Genomic DNA, 14,747 nt, shown 5'->3' with positions numbered 1-14,747 from the left:
CTCCTAGATGCGAACCGGGGCGAGTTTAGACAGCGAGCCGCAAATGCCAACCCGCAATTGCGCTCGTTAGACGAACGGTTGAGGGATCAGGAAACAGATGGCCGCTTGCACAAAAAGCCATCGGGGCCGAAAGTTTTTTGAGCAGCCTGTCGAAATCGGCCACTGCCGCGCGACATACGTCCGGCCTCGCAAGGACGCGGCCTTCGCAAAACGGGAGAAGACCATGCGATACATGATTTTGATCAATAGCGACGAAGCCGCATTGGCGAACACGCCGATCGAGAAGGCCCAGCAGATGAGCGCGGCCTATGGCGCCTATACCGAAGCGTTGAAGAAATCCGGTGCGTGGCTGGCTGGCGAAAGGCTGCGCCCGACCCAGGCCACCACCTCGGTGCGGATCGCTGACGGCAAGACCAACGTGATCGACGGCCCCTATGCCGACACCAAGGAGCAGCTTGCCGGCTTCTACATGATCGAGGCGGCTGACATCGATACAGCCATCGAATGGGCGGCACGCTGTCCGGCAGCCAGCACCGGCACGGTCGAATTGCGGCCGATCTGGGAAATGGCCGACTACATGCCCAAGAAATGACGGTGATGGACAGTCGCCCGGACATCGCCCGGGCGGCCGCCGAGGCGGCCGCCCGGCAAAGCTACGGCAAGCTTGTCGCGTGGCTCGCGGCGCGCACGCGCGACGTGGCCGCCGCCGAGGACGCGCTGGCCGATGCCTTTGCCGCGGCGCTCGAACGCTGGCCGCGAACCGGCGTACCGGAAAAGCCGGAAGCCTGGCTGCTTGCGGTGGCGCGGCGCCGCCGCGTCGATGCGGTGCGGCGGCGGCTCACCAGCGAGGCCGGCCGCGAGCATCTCAAGCTGATTGCGCAGGAGGCGGAGGCACGCATGACCGAGGAAGATCTGCCCGACGATCGGCTGCGGCTGATGTTCGCTTGCGCCCATCCGGCGATCGAATCGAGCGTACGCTCGCCACTTATCCTGCAGACGGTGCTGGGGTTCGACGCCGCGACGATCGCCTCCGCCTTCCTGGTCTCGCCCGCAGCCATGGGCCAGCGCCTGGTGCGGGCCAAGTCCCGCATCCGTGAAACCGGCATTCCGTTCCGCGTGCCGGAGCGGGCCGAACTCGGGGAACGGCTGGATGCGGTGCTGGAAGCGATCTACGCCGCCTTCGCCGAAGGTTGGTCCGATCCGGCGGGCACCGAAACGCGGCGCCGCAACCTGGCGACCGAAGGCATCTGGCTCGGCCGGCTGGTGGCTTCGCTGTTGCCGGAGGAGCCGGAGGCACTGGGCCTCTTGTCGCTGATGCTGTTTGCTGAGTCCCGCCGCGCCGCACGGCGCAGTGCCGAAGGCGACTTCGTGCCGCTGGCGGAACAGGATTGCCTTCTATGGGACCGCGCCCTCATCGATGAGGCGGAGGCGCTGCTTTCCCACGCCGCGTCCAAGGGCGTCATCGGCCGTTACCAGCTTGAGGCGGCCGTGCAGTCCGCGCATGCGGCACGAAGGTTCACCGGCCGCACCGACTGGGTGGCGATCCAGGAACTCTACGACGCGCTGCTTTCGATCGCAGGATCGCCGGTGGTGGCGATAAACCGCGCGGTGGCGATCGCCGAGGCCGAGGGCGCAGTGGCCGGATTGGCGGCCCTTTACGTGCTGGGCGACGACAAGCGGCTTGACGAGTACCAGCCCTATTGGGCCGCACGCGCCGGTCTCCTGGCCAGGCTTGGTCAGGTACCGCAAGCCTGCGAAGCCTACGACCGGGCGATCGGCCTCGAGCGAGACCCGGCGGTGCGCCGGTTCCTGCAGGGAAAACGGGCGGTGCTCAGAAATTGAGCTTCAGCCCGGCCACATCTCGTGCGAGGTGTTGAGCGTCTTCATCAGCGGATGGTCGCGCAGCCGCGCCCACAGGCGTTCGATGTTCGGCCATGCCGTCCGCGCGCTGTCGATGTCGGGATGCCAGGCCACCAGCATGACCAGATAGATGTCGGCCAGCGACATCCGGTCACCGACCAGCCAGTCACGGCCCTCGAGCGCGGCATCGAGAACGGCAAAGCCGCGGTCCATCTCGGCCACGGCCGCCTGCTTGACCGCCTTGGTGCCTTCGGGATCGGCCGTGTAGCGGTATGCGTAGTAGAAACGCAGCACCGCCGAATAGAGCACCGACGACATGAATGCCATCCAGCGCAGGAAATCGGCGCGGGCAGGCGAATCTACTGCCGGCGCCAAATTGCCATTGGGATGACGCTCGGCAAGCAGGATGCAGATCGCCGCCGACTCGGTCATCGAGCTTCCGTTTGGCAAGGTCAGCACCGGCACCTGGTTCAACGGACTGATGTCGAGGAAGGCGGGATCGGGCCGGTCGGTCTTCGGCACGTCGATCTGCTCGAACGGTGCATTCGCCAGCACCAGCGCCGCCTCGACGACGAAGCCGCCGCTGCCAGGACGGGTGTAGAGCTTGTACATGAAATCCTCCCCCGGCCCGCGCAGACGGGCCGTGGGCGGTATGCACCGGAAGCAGGGCGCTGCTCAAGCCGGTGGCTGACGCCACGGGGATTTTTTCAGCGGGCCAGCTCAGTCACGGAGAAGCGTCGGACTACGATCCCAACCCTTCGAACAGGATCGTCGACAGATAGCGCTCGGCGAAGGACGGGATGATCACCACAAGGTTCTTGCCCTTGTTCTCCGGCCGCGAGCCGACGACGATGGCTGCCTGCAAGGCGGCGCCCGACGAGATGCCGACCGGCACGCCTTCGAGGCGGGCGACGAGGCGGGCATTGGCCACGGAATCCTCGTTCGACACTTTGACGATCTCGTCATAGATCGTCGTGTCGAGGATTTTGGGCGCAAAGCCGGCGCCGATGCCCTGGATCTTGTGCGGGCCGGGCTGGCCGCCCGACAGAACCGGCGAGGAGTCCGGCTCGACGGCGACGACATGCACCGAGGGCTTGCGCTTCTTCAGCACCTGGCCGACGCCGGTGATGGTGCCGCCGGTGCCGATGCCGGCGACGAAGATATCGACCTCGCCATGCGTATCGTTCCAGATTTCCTCGGCCGTTGTCGTGCGGTGGATTTCCGGATTGGCCGGGTTCTCGAACTGCTGCGGGATGATCGCGTTGGGGATCGTCGCTGCCAGTTCGTCGGCCTTGGCGATGGCGCCCTTCATACCTTTCGGGCCTTCTGTCAGCACCAGCTCCGCGCCGAGCAGCGCCAGCATTTTCCGGCGCTCGATCGACATCGTTTCGGGCATCGTCAGGATCAATTTGTAGCCCTTGGCGGCAGCGGCGAAGGCAAGCGCGATGCCGGTGTTGCCAGACGTCGGTTCGATCAGCGTGGTCTTGCCGGGAGAGATCTTGCCCGACGCCTCCAGGGCCTCGATCATCGCCACGCCGATGCGGTCCTTGACCGAGGCGATCGGATTGAAGAATTCGAGCTTGGCGATGAGATTGGCGACGATGCCCTTTTCCCGAGCGAATTTGTCGAGCCGCACCAGCGGCGTGTCGCCGATCGTGTCGGTGATGGAATCGTAGACGCGGCCGCGGCCGGGCACGCGGGCTGATGTAACGGGCTTGTTCATTGGTTTCGCTCCCAGAATTTCAGGCAAGTGGATTTGCGGGCAACATAGGACCTTCGACCGCGCAAGATAGACTGTCGATTGAAAATATCCGAGTGGGACCTGTGTCTAAAACAGTGCCGTCTCGGAAAAGCATTTCCCGCAAAGGCCTGTTTGCGAAATGCTTTGGCCGAAAGCCCGCTATTGGCGGGCGGCAATCGCTGCAGCGGCACCGACCATGAAGCCGGCAGCCGTACGGTTCAGCGCCTTGAGCGCGCGCGGCGACTTCAGGAACCAGCGCGCCTTGGCGGCCAGCGCCAGATACGGCACCAGCACCACCAGAAGCACGACGACCGTCAGCGCGACGAGAATGCCGTAGTCGGCCAGCGTAATGGTATTCAGGTCGACGACGGTCGGCGTGATGGCGAGATAGAAGATCATCGTCTTCGGATTGCCGAGCGTGACAGTCAGGCCGGCGGCAAAGCTCGACAGCAACCCGCTTTTGCCTTTTCTGGCCTCGACGGTCTCGGGCGTGATGCCGCTGTTCCAGAAGCGCCAGCCGAGGAAGGCGAGATAGGCGACGCCGAGCCATTTGATGGCCAGGAAAACCATGCCGAAACTCTGTGCAACGATGGCGAGGCCGAGCACCACAGCGGTCAGATAGGTGATGTCGCCAACCATCAGGCCAAAAGACATCGCCAGCGACGAGCGGAAGCCGGAGCCGAGCGCACGGGCGACCAGCGCGGTGATGCCGGGACCAGGAATCGCGGCGGCGATGCCGAGAGCGGCGCTGTAGGCGAGGAATCCGGTGAGGGTCATGGTTGCGGCCTTGCGCGACGCTGCTATCACGGCATCCTATCGCACAAAGCCCGGCGGGCGTGAATTCCCTGGAACTCGGATTCGATTGCACCACGCCTGTGCGAGTTGCGCTCAGGAACGACCGTCGCCATGGGTGACACGCCAGATGGTGCCGTTGCCGTCCTCGGTGACGATCAGCGCACCATCCAGGTCCACCGCCACGCCGACCGGCCGCCCCCAGACCTCACCGTTCGAGACGACGAAGCCGGTGATGAAATCCTCATACTCGCCGGTTGGCTTGCCGTCCTTGAACAGCAACCGCACCACCTTGTAGCCGGTCCGGTTGCCGCGGTTCCATGACCCGTGCAGAGCGACGAAAGCATCGCCCTTGTACTCGGCCGGAAAGCTCTTCCCATCGTAGAAGGCGATGTTGAGCGGCGCCGAATGCGCCTGCATCAGCACATCGGGAACGGTCGTTTTGCCGGCAAGATCGGGGCGCTCACCCTTGTGGCGCGGATCCTCATTGTCGCCGATATAATACCACGGCCAGCCATAGAAGGCGCCGTCCTTGATCACGGTCGCGTATTCGGGCGGCACATTGTCGCCAAGCGCATCCCGTTCGTTGACGACGCACCACAGCGCGCCGGTCGCCGGCTGCACGGTCATGCCCGAGCAGTTGCGCAGGCCGGTGGCAAGGATGCGGCCATTCTTGCCATTGGGATCGAAGGCCAGGACGCCGGCGCGGCCGTCCTCGGATCCCCATGTGGCGCCGAGCGGCTGCGACTTCGCCCAGGCGTCGAGGCCGCCCTTCGGTTCCTTGCCCATGCGCTCGGCGACATTCGATCCCGAGCCGACCGACAGATAAAGCGTCTTGCCATCCGGCGAAAAGGCGATGTCGCGGGTCCAGTGATGATTGGCGGGGATGTTGCCGACGATGGTTTCCGGATCGCCGGAGGCCTTCAGGTCGCCATTGCGGTAGGCAAAGCGCACGATGCTGTCGCTGTTGGCGACATAGATCCATTGCGGGTCAGCGCCCGGCGGATAGAAGGCAATGCCATAGGGCCGTTTGAGATTGCCGGCAAAGATGCCGTCCTGCACAGGGCTCGCGCTGCCTTCCGCCAGGCGATAGATGCGGACCTGATTTGCTTTGCTGTCGGCGACGAACAGGTCACCGTTCGGCGCGACGCGCACGACGCGTGGATTGTCGATGCCTGATGCAACCAGCTCGGCCGAGAATCCCGGCGGCAGTTGCAGCTTCGCGTCTGCCGGCATGTCCGCAACGCCGGCGCTGTTCGAGGTCGATCTGTTGGCATAGGGCTTAGGCAGATCATCCGGTCTGATCAGCCGACGTGTGCCCGGCTTGTCCGCTCGCCAGTCGCCGAAGGCGGCCGCACCTTTCAGCACCGGCTCGTCCGCCTGCTGCGCGAACGAAGCGGTCGAGAGAAACAGTGCGGCGAAAAGTGCGGGGCCGGCAAAACGCATCATTCGGTCCTCCAATGTTTGGGCGTGAGAACAGGAACGAGCGGTCTCGTCGATCGTTCCACGGCACACGATGAGGTGGAGGAAGCTTCCGGTTTCCCGGCTCAGGTCCCGGCGGCGTAAAAATCGTCGTCGAGGCGTTTTTCCAACTCGACGAGGTCAGCCGGCAGCGGCAATCCCATGGCGCGCATTTCCTGCAGTTTTTCACGCAACTGCTCCTGGATCTCGTGCTGGTCTTCCGGCTGGTTGACCATCTCTTCCAGCAGCAGGCTGATCCGGGCCTTGAATTCTTCGAGCGCCATCATCGTCTCCTCGGTTGGATCAGCTCAGCGCAGCATGCGGGAAATCAGCTGCGCCGTATAGTCGACCATTGGGACGATGCGCGCGTAGTTCAGCCGGGTCGGGCCGATGACGCCGAGCGCGCCCACGACGCGGGCATCCTTGTCGCGATAGGGCGCGACAACCAGCGACGAGCCTGACAGCGAAAACAGCTTGTTTTCCGAGCCGATGAAGATGCGCACGCCCGATCCCTCTTCGGCGAGGTCAAGCAGCTGGATAAGCCCGTCCTGCGTCTCCATGTCCTCGAACAGATGGCGCAGCAGTTCGATGTCGGCCTGGGCGGTGACGTTTTCGAGCAGATTGGCGCGGCCACGCACGATCAGCCGCGCCGGCAGGCCGCTGTCTGCGCCTGCCCACACCGCCAGTCCCTTTTCGACCAGGTCCTGCGACAGCGTGTCGAGTGCGGCGCGGGTTTCTTCCTTGATGCGGGCGATCTCGATCCGCGCCTCGGCCAGCGTGCGGCCGCGTATATGGGCGTTGAGGAAATTCGAGGCCTCGTGCAGTTGCGAGACGGTGATGCCGGCGGGCAGCTCGACGACGCGATTTTCGACGTCGCCATTCTGCGACACCAGCACCGCCAGCGCCTTGGTCGGTTCGAGCTGGATGAATTCGATGTGCTTCAGCGCCACCTCGTTCTTGGCGGCCAGCACCAGGCCGGCGCCGCGCGACATGCCTGACAGCATCTGGCTGGCCTCGGTCAGCATGTGTTCCAGCGTCGCGCCCGAGCCGGACGCCCGAACCTGTGCCTCGATGGCGCGGCGCTCCTCGTCGGAAAGGTCGCCAAGCTCCATGAAGGCATCGACGAAGAAACGCAGGCCGGCCTGCGTCGGCAACCGGCCGGCCGAGATGTGCGGCGCGTAGATCAGGCCGAGATGCTCGAGATCGCTCATCACGTTGCGGATGGTCGCCGGCGACAGCGAGGACGGCAGGATGCGCGACAGGCTGCGCGAGCCCACCGGTTCACCGTCCCTGAGGTAGGAATCGACAATGCGCCGGAAGATGTCGCGGGAACGCATATCGAGCGACTGAAGCGCGGGCGACTGCGAACTCGGATCGACTGCCTTGGTCATACGGCCAAAAACCTCCGGCCCAAGGATATAGACTTACACTGCACCCGCGCAACCCGGTGTCTTTGTGAGATCACCCGGTGTCTGTGTGAGATCACCAGGTGTCTGCGTCAGATCGTCAGGCCATTTTCCTTTGCGCCACGCGTCCCATGCGGTTACAAGCCGGCCAAGATTCCGAAAAATGACAAGAAAGCAGCCTGAATGCGCCCTTCCAAACGCCAATTCGACGAAATGCGTGCCATCTCCTTCGAGCGCGGCGTCTCCAAGCATGCCGAAGGCTCGTGCCTGGTGAAGTTCGGCGACACGCATGTCCTGTGCACGGCCAGCCTTGAGGAAAAAGTGCCTGGCTGGATGCGCAATTCCGGCAAGGGCTGGGTGACGGCCGAATACGGCATGCTGCCGCGCTCGACCGGCGAGCGCATGCGCCGCGAGGCTTCGGCCGGCAAGCAGGGCGGCCGCACGCTGGAAATCCAGCGGCTGATCGGCCGCTCCCTGCGCGCCGTGGTCGATCTGCAGGCGCTGGGCGAGCAACAGATCACCGTCGACTGCGACGTCATCCAGGCCGATGGCGGCACCCGCACCGCATCGATCACCGGCGGCTGGGTGGCGCTGTATGACTGCCTGCGCTGGATGGAAGCGCGCCAGATGGCCAGCGTCGCCAAGGTGCTGAAGGACCATGTCGCGGCGATCTCCTGCGGCATCCATGACGGTCAGCCGGTCATCGACCTCGACTATATCGAGGATTCCGCGGCCGGCACCGACGCCAATTTCGTCATGACCGGGAAGGGCGGCATCGTCGAGATCCAGGGCACCGCCGAGGGCGAGCCTTTCTCCGAGGAGCAGTTCGCGGACTTGATGGGCCTGGCCAAGAAAGGCATCCAGCGGTTGGTGAGTTTGCAGCAGATGGCAGTGGCTTAGGATTAAATGCCGAGCTTGAACACCCCCCTCTGCCCTGTCGGGCATCTCCCCCGCAAGGGGGGAGATCGGATGTCGTTTCGGGCTTCGCTAATCTCTAACGTTGCAAAGGGCGCGGCGATGCGGAGGCTGCCAATCTCCCCCCTTGCGGGGGAGATGCCCGGCAGGGCAGAGGGGGGTGCCTCGTGATGCCCTCTGCCATCCTTGAATCAGCTCTCTACGTCAGCGACCTGACCGCAGCGGAAACCTTCTACACCGACATCCTCGGCCTCCCCCTCCTCGGCAAGGTGGCCGGCCGCCACCTGTTCTTCCGCTGCGGGCCGGGCGTGCTGCTCGTCTTCAACGCCGAGGCGACCAAAATCCCGCCGGCGTCCGACGCCAAGCTGCCGGTGCCGCCGCACGGCACGGTCGGCGAAGGCCATCTCTGCTTTGCGACGACCGCCGACGAAATCGTGCGCTGGAAAGCGCATCTCGAGGCGAAGAACATCGCTATCGAAAGCGAATTTGAATGGCCGCAGGGCGGCCGTTCGATCTATATACGCGACCCCTCGGGCAATTCGATCGAATTCGCCGAGCCACGAATCTGGGGCCTTTGATGCATTCTCTCGACGGAAAGAAGATCGTCGTCGCCAGCCATAATGACGGCAAGCTGCGCGAATTCGCCGACCTGATGGGGCCGTTCGGCTTCGAAGCCAAGTCGGCCAAGGAGTATGGCCTGCCGGAACCGGACGAGACCGGTACCACCTTCGAGGAGAACGCCTACATCAAAGCGCTCGCCGCAGCCAAGGCGACCGGCCTGCCGGCGCTGTCGGACGATTCCGGCCTGTGTGTCGACGCGCTTGATGGCGCGCCCGGCGTCTACACCGCCAACTGGGCCGAAACCCCGGATGGATCGCGCGATTTCGGCATGGCCATGCAGCGCACCGAAGTGGCGTTGCAGGAAGTCGGCGCGGCCTTGCCGCAACAGCGCAAGGGCCGCTTTGTCGCCGTCATCTGCCTGGCGTTTCCAGACGGCGAGGCGGAATATTATCGCGGCGAGGCCGAAGGCACGCTGGTCTGGCCGCCGCGCGGCGAACTCGGCTTCGGCTACGACCCGGTCTTCCTCCCCGACGGCTTCGACAAGACTTTTGGTGAGATGACGGCCGAGGAAAAGCACGGCTGGAAGCCCGGCCAGCCGACGGCGCTGTCGCATCGCGCTCGCGCCTTCCAGAAGTTCGCCAAGGCGAGATTGGGCTCGGCATGAGCATGCTGCTCGACCGGACGCCCGGTTTCGGCGTCTATGTCCACTGGCCGTTCTGCGCGGCCAAGTGCCCCTATTGCGACTTCAACAGCCATGTCCGCCACCAGCCCGTCGACCAGGATCGTTTTGCCAGCGCCTTCGAGGCCGAGCTGGCGACGATGCGCGAACGCACCGGGCCGCGCGAGGTGACCAGCATTTTTCTCGGCGGCGGCACGCCGTCGCTGATGAAGCCGGAAACGGTGGCCAGGGTTCTGGACGCCGTGGCGAAGAACTGGACTGTGCCTGACGGCATCGAGGTGACGCTGGAGGCCAATCCGTCCTCGGTCGAGGCCGAACGCTTTCGCGGCTACCGGGCAGCCGGCGTCAACCGCGTGTCGCTCGGCGTGCAGGCGCTGGATGACAAGGATTTGCGCTTCCTCGGGCGGCTGCACAATGTCGAGGAAGCGCTGCACGCCATCGGCCTCGCGCGGGAAATATTCCCAAGGCTATCCTTCGACCTGATCTATGCCCGCCCCGGCCAGACCCCGGACGCTTGGGCATCGGAGCTGGAACAGGCGATCGGCCATGCCGCCGACCATCTGTCGCTTTATCAGCTGACCATCGAGGAAGGCACGCCCTTCCACGCCCTGCACGCGGCAAAGAAATTCATCATTCCCGACAATGACCACGCCGCCGACCTCTATGCGCTGACGCAGGAGATTACATCGGCGCATGGTTTGCCGGCCTACGAGATTTCCAACCACGCAAGGCCGGGCGCCGAGAGCCGGCACAACCTCACCTATTGGCGCTATGGCGAATATGTCGGCGTTGGACCCGGCGCGCATGGCCGCTTCGTCGAGAACGGTCGCCGCACGGTGACGATCGCCGAGCGGATGCCGGAAACCTGGGCCAATCTGGTCGAGGCCAAGGGCCATGGCGTCACCGGCGGCGAAATCCTGACGCGTTCGGAAGAGGCCGACGAATTCCTGCTGATGGGCCTGCGGCTCGCCGAAGGCATCGACCTCTCCCGCTACGAAGCGTTCTCCGGACGCGGCCTGTCGAGCGCGCGACTGTCGATGCTGCAGGGAGAGGGGCTGGTAGCGCCGATCGGCAATTCGCGCCTGCGCGCCACGCCGGCCGGTATGATCGTGCTCGACGCCGTAGTGGCGGACCTGGCGCGCTAACCCTTGAAGAACGTCCTCTTCGTATGCAGCCAGAACCGCTTGCGCAGCCCGACCGCCGAACAGGTGTTTTCAACGCGCCGGGATATCGAGGTGGCCTCGGCGGGGACCAACCACGATGCCGACACGCCGCTGACGCATTATCTGGTGGCGTGGGCCGACCTCATCTTCGTCATGGAAAAGGCGCACCGCACCAAACTGCAGAAGAAATTCAAGGCCAGCCTGAGGAAGGCCCGTGTTATCTGCCTCGATATACCTGACGAGTATGAATTCATGGATCTTGAGTTGATTAGCCTTCTGAAGGCACGCGTTTCACGGTATCTCGGTTGAGACGCCATCCGCAAAGGCCACCGGCATGAACCTGACCGTATCCTCCTGGCAATTCTGGGCCCTCCTCTCGGCTGCATTCGCGGCCCTGACGGCGGTCTTCGCCAAAGTCGGCATCGAGAACATCAATTCCGATTTCGCCACCTTCATCCGCACGGTCATCATCCTGATCGTGCTCGGTGCCATCCTGCTCGCCAGCGGCCAGTTCCAGTCGCCGGCTACAATCTCGGGAAAGACCTGGGCTTTCCTCGGCCTGTCCGGTCTGGCGACCGGCGCCTCATGGCTCTGCTATTTTCGGGCGCTCAAGATCGGCAATGCGGCGCAGGTGGCGCCGATCGACAAGCTAAGCGTCGTGCTTGTGGCGGTGTTTGGCGCGGCCTTTCTCGGCGAGCGGTTGTCCGGAGCGAATTGGCTTGGCGTCGCCCTTATCGCGGCGGGCGCGGTGCTGGTCGCCTATCGAGGCTAGTTGCGCGCCGTTGCGGGCATTCTTTGTTTCAAGACGGGTGATGAAGATGTCGAAGCGATTGGGCATCGTCCGGTCAGTGCTCCGTCGTGCTGTCTGGTTTGTTGCTGTCGGAATGCCTGCCCTTCGTCGGCGAGGTGCTCGCGGTCCGCTCTTTGGTCAGGCTGTTCTCGGTCTTGGCAGCCGGGCGCTTGGCCGTGGGCGCGGCACCGCGCTTGCGGCCGGCATAGTAAGGCTCGAAAGCGTCCTGTATCTTCAGGCTGTCCATCCTGTCCTCCTCCGGAATCAGGGGGCTAATCTGCCAACGCCGGTTTGGTTCCCCACTGTGGCAAAGGAAAGGCGAATTCCTTACATCGGCGTCAGCTTTTGCAAGCCCGCGTCAGCCGTGCCAAACAGGGCTGAATGGAGAAGTCATCGGTGACCGCAGAGACGAGCAAGCGCAGCTATGTGGTCGGGCAGACCGAGATCGCGGCACGGCCATTGGAGCCGGCGCTCTATCTGGTGGCGACGCCGATCGGCAATCTCGCCGACATCACGCTGCGCGCGCTGGAGACGCTGGCCGCGGCCGACATCGTCGCCTGCGAAGACACGCGGGTGTCGCGCGTGCTGCTCGAGCGCTACGGCATTCGCCGCCGCACCACGGCCTATCATGAACACAATGCCGGCGAGGCCGGGCCGAAGCTGATATCGGCACTTCAGGCCGGGCAGAGCGTGGCGCTGATCTCCGATGCCGGCACGCCGCTGGTATCCGATCCCGGCTACCGGCTGGTCGGCGAGGCGCTCGACCACGGCATTCGCGTCGTGCCGATCCCCGGCCCGTCGGCGCCGCTTGCGGCGTTGACCGCATCCGGCCTGCCCTCCGATGCCTTCATGTTCGCCGGATTTTTGCCGGTGAAGACCGGGCAGCGGTTGACGCGGCTGGAGGCACTGAAAGCCGTGCCGGCGACGCTGATCTTCTTCGAATCGCCGCGTCGGCTGGCCGAATCCCTCGGTGCCATGGTCGAAGCGCTGGGCGGCGAGCGAAAGGCGGCTATCGGCAGGGAATTGACCAAGACCTTCGAGGAGATGCGAACCGGCACGCTGCAGGCGCTGGCCGACCACTATGCTGCGGCCGATACGCCGAAGGGCGAGATCGTCGTCTGCGTCGGCCCGGCCGAGGCCAAGGCGGACGAGCCCGCCGATATCGACCGCCTGCTGCTGTCGCTCGCCGCCGAGATGCCGGCTTCCAAGGCGGCTGCGGAAGCCGCGAAAATGACCGGCGGCCAGAAACAGGCGCTCTATCGGCGGCTGCTAGAACTCAGGGAGATTTCTGGAGAAAGCGACAGTGGCTGAGCGCCCGAGCTCCAGCCGCCTGAAAGCCTATCGACGCGGTCATCGCGGCGAATGGCTGGCGGCGGCAGCCCTGATGATGAAGGGCTACAGGATTCTTGCGCGCCGCCACCGCACACGCTTCGGCGAGATCGACCTGATCGCGCGGCGCGGCGATCTGGTGCTGTTCGTCGAGGTCAAGGCGCGCCGCACCCTGATGGAAGCCATGGAGGCGATCGGTCACGAATCGGAGCGTCGCATAGAAGGCGCGGCTGACATCTGGCTGTCACGCCAAGCGGACTACGGCAGATTGTCGATGCGCTTCGACATGGTCGCGGTGCTGCCCTGGCGCTGGCCGGTGCATGTCGAGAACGCGTTTTACGGAAGGAATTGAGGGAGCGTTCCTCCTTCATTCGTCATCCACGGGCGGAGCAGGAGCGAAGCTCCGTCGCGGAGACCCGAGGATCCATGCCGCGACCTCTAAGCGCCTCTACGGTGCAGGAATTGGGAGACTTTTCGCCGGATTTGGCGAGCTTGGCGATGGCTATTCTCGATCGCCGAACCCTCCGATCGACGTCACGGCATGGATCCTCGGGTCTGCGCTGCGTCGCTACGCTCCTTGCTCCGCCCGTGGATGACGAAGCGTAGGGTCCGCTTCGCGGACCACTCCTCACCCCCAGATCATCAGCGCCACCAGTCCGACACCGCCGACCACCAGCCGCCACCAGCCGAACAGCGAGTAGCCGTTGCGCGAGACGTAATCGAGCAGGAAGCGTACGACTATGAGCGCCGTGACGAAGGCGGCGACGAAGCCGACGGCGATGATCGGCAGGTCGGCGCTGCTCAGCACGTTGCGGTTCTTGAACAGGTCGAAGGCGAAGGCGCCGACCATGGTCGGGATCGCAAGGAAGAAGGAAAATTCCGCGGCCGCGCGCTTATCGACGCCCAAAAGCAGGGCGCCGACGATGGTCGAGCCCGAACGCGATGTGCCGGGAATGAGCGACAGGCACTGGAAAAGCCCGATCTGCAGGTAAAGCCGGGTCGGGAAGCGCTCGACATCGCGGTAGACCGGCTTGAGGTTCATGCGGTCCACCGCCAGCAGTACGACGCCGCCGATGATCAGCATGATGCAGATCAGCCTCGGCGATTCGAACAGCACCGTCTTGATGAAATCATGCGCCAGCGCGCCGATGATCGCCGCCGGCAGGAAGGCGATCAGGATGCCGATGGCGAAATGCCGCGTCAGCCGGTCATGCGGCAGGTCGAGCAGCATCTTCCACAGCCGGCGGAAATAGACGCTGAGGATCGCCAGGATGGCGCCGAGCTGGATCAGGATCTCGAAGGCCTTGCCGGTCGAATGGAAGCCGAGGAAATGACCGGCAAGCAGAATATGGCCGGTCGACGACACCGGGATGAACTCGGTCAGCCCCTCCAGCAGGCCGAGCAGCAGGGCTTCGACGATGGTCTGGCTTTCCATGGCTACCTCGGCATTGGCGTGACGGCTGACAGAAGGGCTTGCTTGTCATGGCGTTGAAGTCCCCCTATAGGTCGCAACACCCTGACGGCCCGCTAACCGGGCGGCCAAGACTTACCGGTGCGCCCTGCGATTCGCCAGTGCGCTTTATCATCGCGGAACCATGCTGACGCTTTTCCACCATCCCATGTTCGCCACCTGTCGCTTCGTCCGCCTCGCATTCGGCGAGTATGGCGAGGAGCTGGCTTTGATCGAGGAAAAGCCGTGGACCCGGCGCAAGGAGTTCCTGGCGCTGAACCCGGCCGGCACGCTGCCGATCCTGCTGGCCGAAGGCGACGTGCCGATCGTCGGCGCGACGGTCATATCGGAATATCTCGATGAAACGCGCGGCGTGCTGAAGCGCGACAAGCGGCTGTTCGCCGAAGACCCGATGCAGCGCGCCGAAATCCGCCGGCTGATCGACTGGTACCTCAACAAGGCTGAAAGCGAAGTCACCCGCCATCTGGTGCGCGAGCGCGTGCTGAAGCCGGTCATGCCGGAAACGGCGGGCGGCGGCTCGCCCGATTCGGGCGCGATCCGTGCCGCGCGCGCCAACATCCGCCAGCACATGAAATACAC

18 protein-coding genes and 1 pseudogene (1 of these 19 running past the window's edge) are annotated in these 14,747 nt (G+C 64.4%); 11 read left to right on the top strand and 8 right to left on the bottom strand.

What is annotated here, in order from left to right:
- Positions 1-223 precede the first annotated feature (223 nt).
- Together EOA19_RS26570 and EOA19_RS26565 are read left to right on the top strand one after the other, a co-directional pair.
- The gene (locus EOA19_RS26570) at positions 224-592 is read left to right on the top strand and encodes a YciI family protein (protein WP_031213674.1); all 369 of its coding nucleotides are present in this window, start codon (positions 224-226) and stop codon (positions 590-592) included.
- A gap of 5 nt (positions 593-597) precedes the next feature.
- A complete protein-coding gene (locus tag EOA19_RS26565; protein WP_128305317.1) occupies positions 598-1,842 on the top strand; it encodes an RNA polymerase sigma factor in 1,245 nt (414 codons plus the stop codon).
- Positions 1,843-1,845: 3 nt separating this feature from the next.
- Here EOA19_RS26565 and EOA19_RS26560 read toward each other — a convergent pair whose 3' ends face one another.
- From EOA19_RS26560 to hrcA, 6 genes are all read right to left on the bottom strand, one after another.
- On the bottom strand, positions 1,846-2,472 hold the full coding sequence (locus EOA19_RS26560) for a glutathione S-transferase family protein (RefSeq protein WP_128305291.1): 627 nt from the start codon (positions 2,470-2,472) through the stop codon (positions 1,846-1,848).
- Positions 2,473-2,602: 130 nt separating this feature from the next.
- On the bottom strand, positions 2,603-3,583 hold the full coding sequence (cysK, locus tag EOA19_RS26555; RefSeq protein ID WP_128305290.1) for a cysteine synthase A: 981 nt from the start codon (positions 3,581-3,583) through the stop codon (positions 2,603-2,605).
- 177 nt (positions 3,584-3,760) lie between these two features.
- On the bottom strand, positions 3,761-4,378 hold the full coding sequence (locus EOA19_RS26550) for a LysE family translocator (protein ID WP_128305289.1): 618 nt from the start codon (positions 4,376-4,378) through the stop codon (positions 3,761-3,763).
- A gap of 111 nt (positions 4,379-4,489) precedes the next feature.
- Positions 4,490-5,842: a sorbosone dehydrogenase family protein gene (locus tag EOA19_RS26545; RefSeq protein WP_128305288.1), complete on the bottom strand. Its 1,353-nt coding sequence runs from the start codon at positions 5,840-5,842 to the stop codon at positions 4,490-4,492.
- A gap of 98 nt (positions 5,843-5,940) precedes the next feature.
- Positions 5,941-6,138 carry a hypothetical protein gene (locus tag EOA19_RS26540; protein WP_023814156.1) on the bottom strand — a complete coding sequence of 66 codons (198 nt, stop codon included), beginning with the start codon at positions 6,136-6,138 and terminating at the stop codon, positions 5,941-5,943.
- Positions 6,139-6,162: 24 nt separating this feature from the next.
- Positions 6,163-7,245 (bottom strand): heat-inducible transcriptional repressor HrcA, encoded by a 1,083-nt coding sequence (hrcA, locus tag EOA19_RS26535; protein ID WP_127261208.1) that lies wholly within the window; start codon positions 7,243-7,245, stop codon positions 6,163-6,165.
- 198 nt (positions 7,246-7,443) lie between these two features.
- On the opposite strand from hrcA, the gene rph reads away from it, so the two are divergent.
- The 6 genes from rph to EOA19_RS26505 all read left to right on the top strand — a co-directional run bounded on the left by rph (position 7,444) and on the right by EOA19_RS26505 (position 11,350).
- Positions 7,444-8,160: a ribonuclease PH gene (gene rph / locus EOA19_RS26530; RefSeq protein WP_013528632.1), complete on the top strand. Its 717-nt coding sequence runs from the start codon at positions 7,444-7,446 to the stop codon at positions 8,158-8,160.
- Positions 8,161-8,342: 182 nt separating this feature from the next.
- Positions 8,343-8,753, top strand: coding sequence for a VOC family protein (locus EOA19_RS26525; RefSeq protein WP_128305287.1), 411 nt, complete (start codon positions 8,343-8,345; stop codon positions 8,751-8,753).
- Positions 8,753-9,400 (top strand): RdgB/HAM1 family non-canonical purine NTP pyrophosphatase, encoded by a 648-nt coding sequence (rdgB, locus tag EOA19_RS26520; RefSeq protein WP_128305286.1) that lies wholly within the window; start codon positions 8,753-8,755, stop codon positions 9,398-9,400. The genes EOA19_RS26525 and rdgB overlap by 1 nt, the downstream gene beginning before the upstream one ends.
- Complete coding sequence (gene hemW, locus EOA19_RS26515; RefSeq protein WP_128305285.1) at positions 9,397-10,560, top strand: radical SAM family heme chaperone HemW; 1,164 nt, start codon at positions 9,397-9,399, stop codon at positions 10,558-10,560. The genes rdgB and hemW overlap by 4 nt, the downstream gene beginning before the upstream one ends.
- Before the next feature lie 3 nt (positions 10,561-10,563).
- Positions 10,564-10,887 (top strand): low molecular weight protein tyrosine phosphatase family protein, encoded by a 324-nt coding sequence (locus EOA19_RS26510; RefSeq protein ID WP_023814161.1) that lies wholly within the window; start codon positions 10,564-10,566, stop codon positions 10,885-10,887.
- A gap of 25 nt (positions 10,888-10,912) precedes the next feature.
- Positions 10,913-11,350, top strand: coding sequence for an EamA family transporter (locus tag EOA19_RS26505; protein ID WP_023814162.1), 438 nt, complete (start codon positions 10,913-10,915; stop codon positions 11,348-11,350).
- 73 nt (positions 11,351-11,423) lie between these two features.
- Here the strand turns inward: EOA19_RS26505 and EOA19_RS26500 are convergent, their stop codons facing one another.
- Positions 11,424-11,615 carry a hypothetical protein gene (locus EOA19_RS26500; RefSeq protein ID WP_128305284.1) on the bottom strand — a complete coding sequence of 64 codons (192 nt, stop codon included), beginning with the start codon at positions 11,613-11,615 and terminating at the stop codon, positions 11,424-11,426.
- A gap of 134 nt (positions 11,616-11,749) precedes the next feature.
- Here EOA19_RS26500 and rsmI point away from each other — a divergent pair, with 134 nt between their 5' ends.
- Together rsmI and EOA19_RS26490 are read left to right on the top strand one after the other, a co-directional pair.
- Positions 11,750-12,679: a 16S rRNA (cytidine(1402)-2'-O)-methyltransferase gene (rsmI, locus tag EOA19_RS26495; RefSeq protein ID WP_128305283.1), complete on the top strand. Its 930-nt coding sequence runs from the start codon at positions 11,750-11,752 to the stop codon at positions 12,677-12,679.
- Positions 12,672-13,049: a YraN family protein gene (locus EOA19_RS26490; protein ID WP_128305282.1), complete on the top strand. Its 378-nt coding sequence runs from the start codon at positions 12,672-12,674 to the stop codon at positions 13,047-13,049. The genes rsmI and EOA19_RS26490 overlap by 8 nt, the downstream gene beginning before the upstream one ends.
- A 276-nt stretch (positions 13,050-13,325) precedes the next feature.
- Here EOA19_RS26490 and EOA19_RS26485 read toward each other — a convergent pair whose 3' ends face one another.
- On the bottom strand, positions 13,326-14,132 hold the full coding sequence (locus tag EOA19_RS26485; protein WP_027040262.1) for an undecaprenyl-diphosphate phosphatase: 807 nt from the start codon (positions 14,130-14,132) through the stop codon (positions 13,326-13,328).
- Positions 14,133-14,292: 160 nt separating this feature from the next.
- Here EOA19_RS26485 and EOA19_RS26480 point away from each other — a divergent pair.
- Positions 14,293-14,747: pseudogene (locus EOA19_RS26480) on the top strand (glutathione S-transferase family protein) (it continues 257 nt past the right edge of the window).

The sequence above is a fragment of the Mesorhizobium sp. M7A.F.Ca.US.010.02.1.1 genome, from assembly GCF_004023085.1.
Taxonomy (GTDB): Bacteria; Pseudomonadota; Alphaproteobacteria; order Rhizobiales; family Rhizobiaceae; genus Mesorhizobium.
This window is presented reverse-complemented; position numbering and strand designations above follow the sequence as displayed.

Excerpts from the sequence above, each read along its gene's own strand:
- EOA19_RS26570 (WP_031213674.1), top strand. The coding sequence starts at position 224 with ATGCGATACATGATTTTGATCAATAGCGACGAAGCCGCATTGGCGAAC.
- EOA19_RS26565 (WP_128305317.1), top strand. The coding sequence starts at position 598 with ATGGACAGTCGCCCGGACATCGCCCGGGCGGCCGCCGAGGCGGCCGCC.
- EOA19_RS26560 (WP_128305291.1), bottom strand. The coding sequence starts at position 2,472 with ATGTACAAGCTCTACACCCGTCCTGGCAGCGGCGGCTTCGTCGTCGAG.
- cysK (WP_128305290.1), bottom strand. The coding sequence starts at position 3,583 with ATGAACAAGCCCGTTACATCAGCCCGCGTGCCCGGCCGCGGCCGCGTC.
- EOA19_RS26550 (WP_128305289.1), bottom strand. The coding sequence starts at position 4,378 with ATGACCCTCACCGGATTCCTCGCCTACAGCGCCGCTCTCGGCATCGCC.
- EOA19_RS26545 (WP_128305288.1), bottom strand. The coding sequence starts at position 5,842 with ATGATGCGTTTTGCCGGCCCCGCACTTTTCGCCGCACTGTTTCTCTCG.
- EOA19_RS26540 (WP_023814156.1), bottom strand. The coding sequence starts at position 6,138 with ATGGCGCTCGAAGAATTCAAGGCCCGGATCAGCCTGCTGCTGGAAGAG.
- hrcA (WP_127261208.1), bottom strand. The coding sequence starts at position 7,245 with ATGACCAAGGCAGTCGATCCGAGTTCGCAGTCGCCCGCGCTTCAGTCG.
- rph (WP_013528632.1), top strand. The coding sequence starts at position 7,444 with ATGCGCCCTTCCAAACGCCAATTCGACGAAATGCGTGCCATCTCCTTC.
- rdgB (WP_128305286.1), top strand. The coding sequence starts at position 8,753 with ATGCATTCTCTCGACGGAAAGAAGATCGTCGTCGCCAGCCATAATGAC.
- hemW (WP_128305285.1), top strand. The coding sequence starts at position 9,397 with ATGAGCATGCTGCTCGACCGGACGCCCGGTTTCGGCGTCTATGTCCAC.
- EOA19_RS26505 (WP_023814162.1), top strand. The coding sequence starts at position 10,913 with ATGAACCTGACCGTATCCTCCTGGCAATTCTGGGCCCTCCTCTCGGCT.
- EOA19_RS26500 (WP_128305284.1), bottom strand. The coding sequence starts at position 11,615 with ATGGACAGCCTGAAGATACAGGACGCTTTCGAGCCTTACTATGCCGGC.
- rsmI (WP_128305283.1), top strand. The coding sequence starts at position 11,750 with ATGGAGAAGTCATCGGTGACCGCAGAGACGAGCAAGCGCAGCTATGTG.
- EOA19_RS26485 (WP_027040262.1), bottom strand. The coding sequence starts at position 14,132 with ATGGAAAGCCAGACCATCGTCGAAGCCCTGCTGCTCGGCCTGCTGGAG.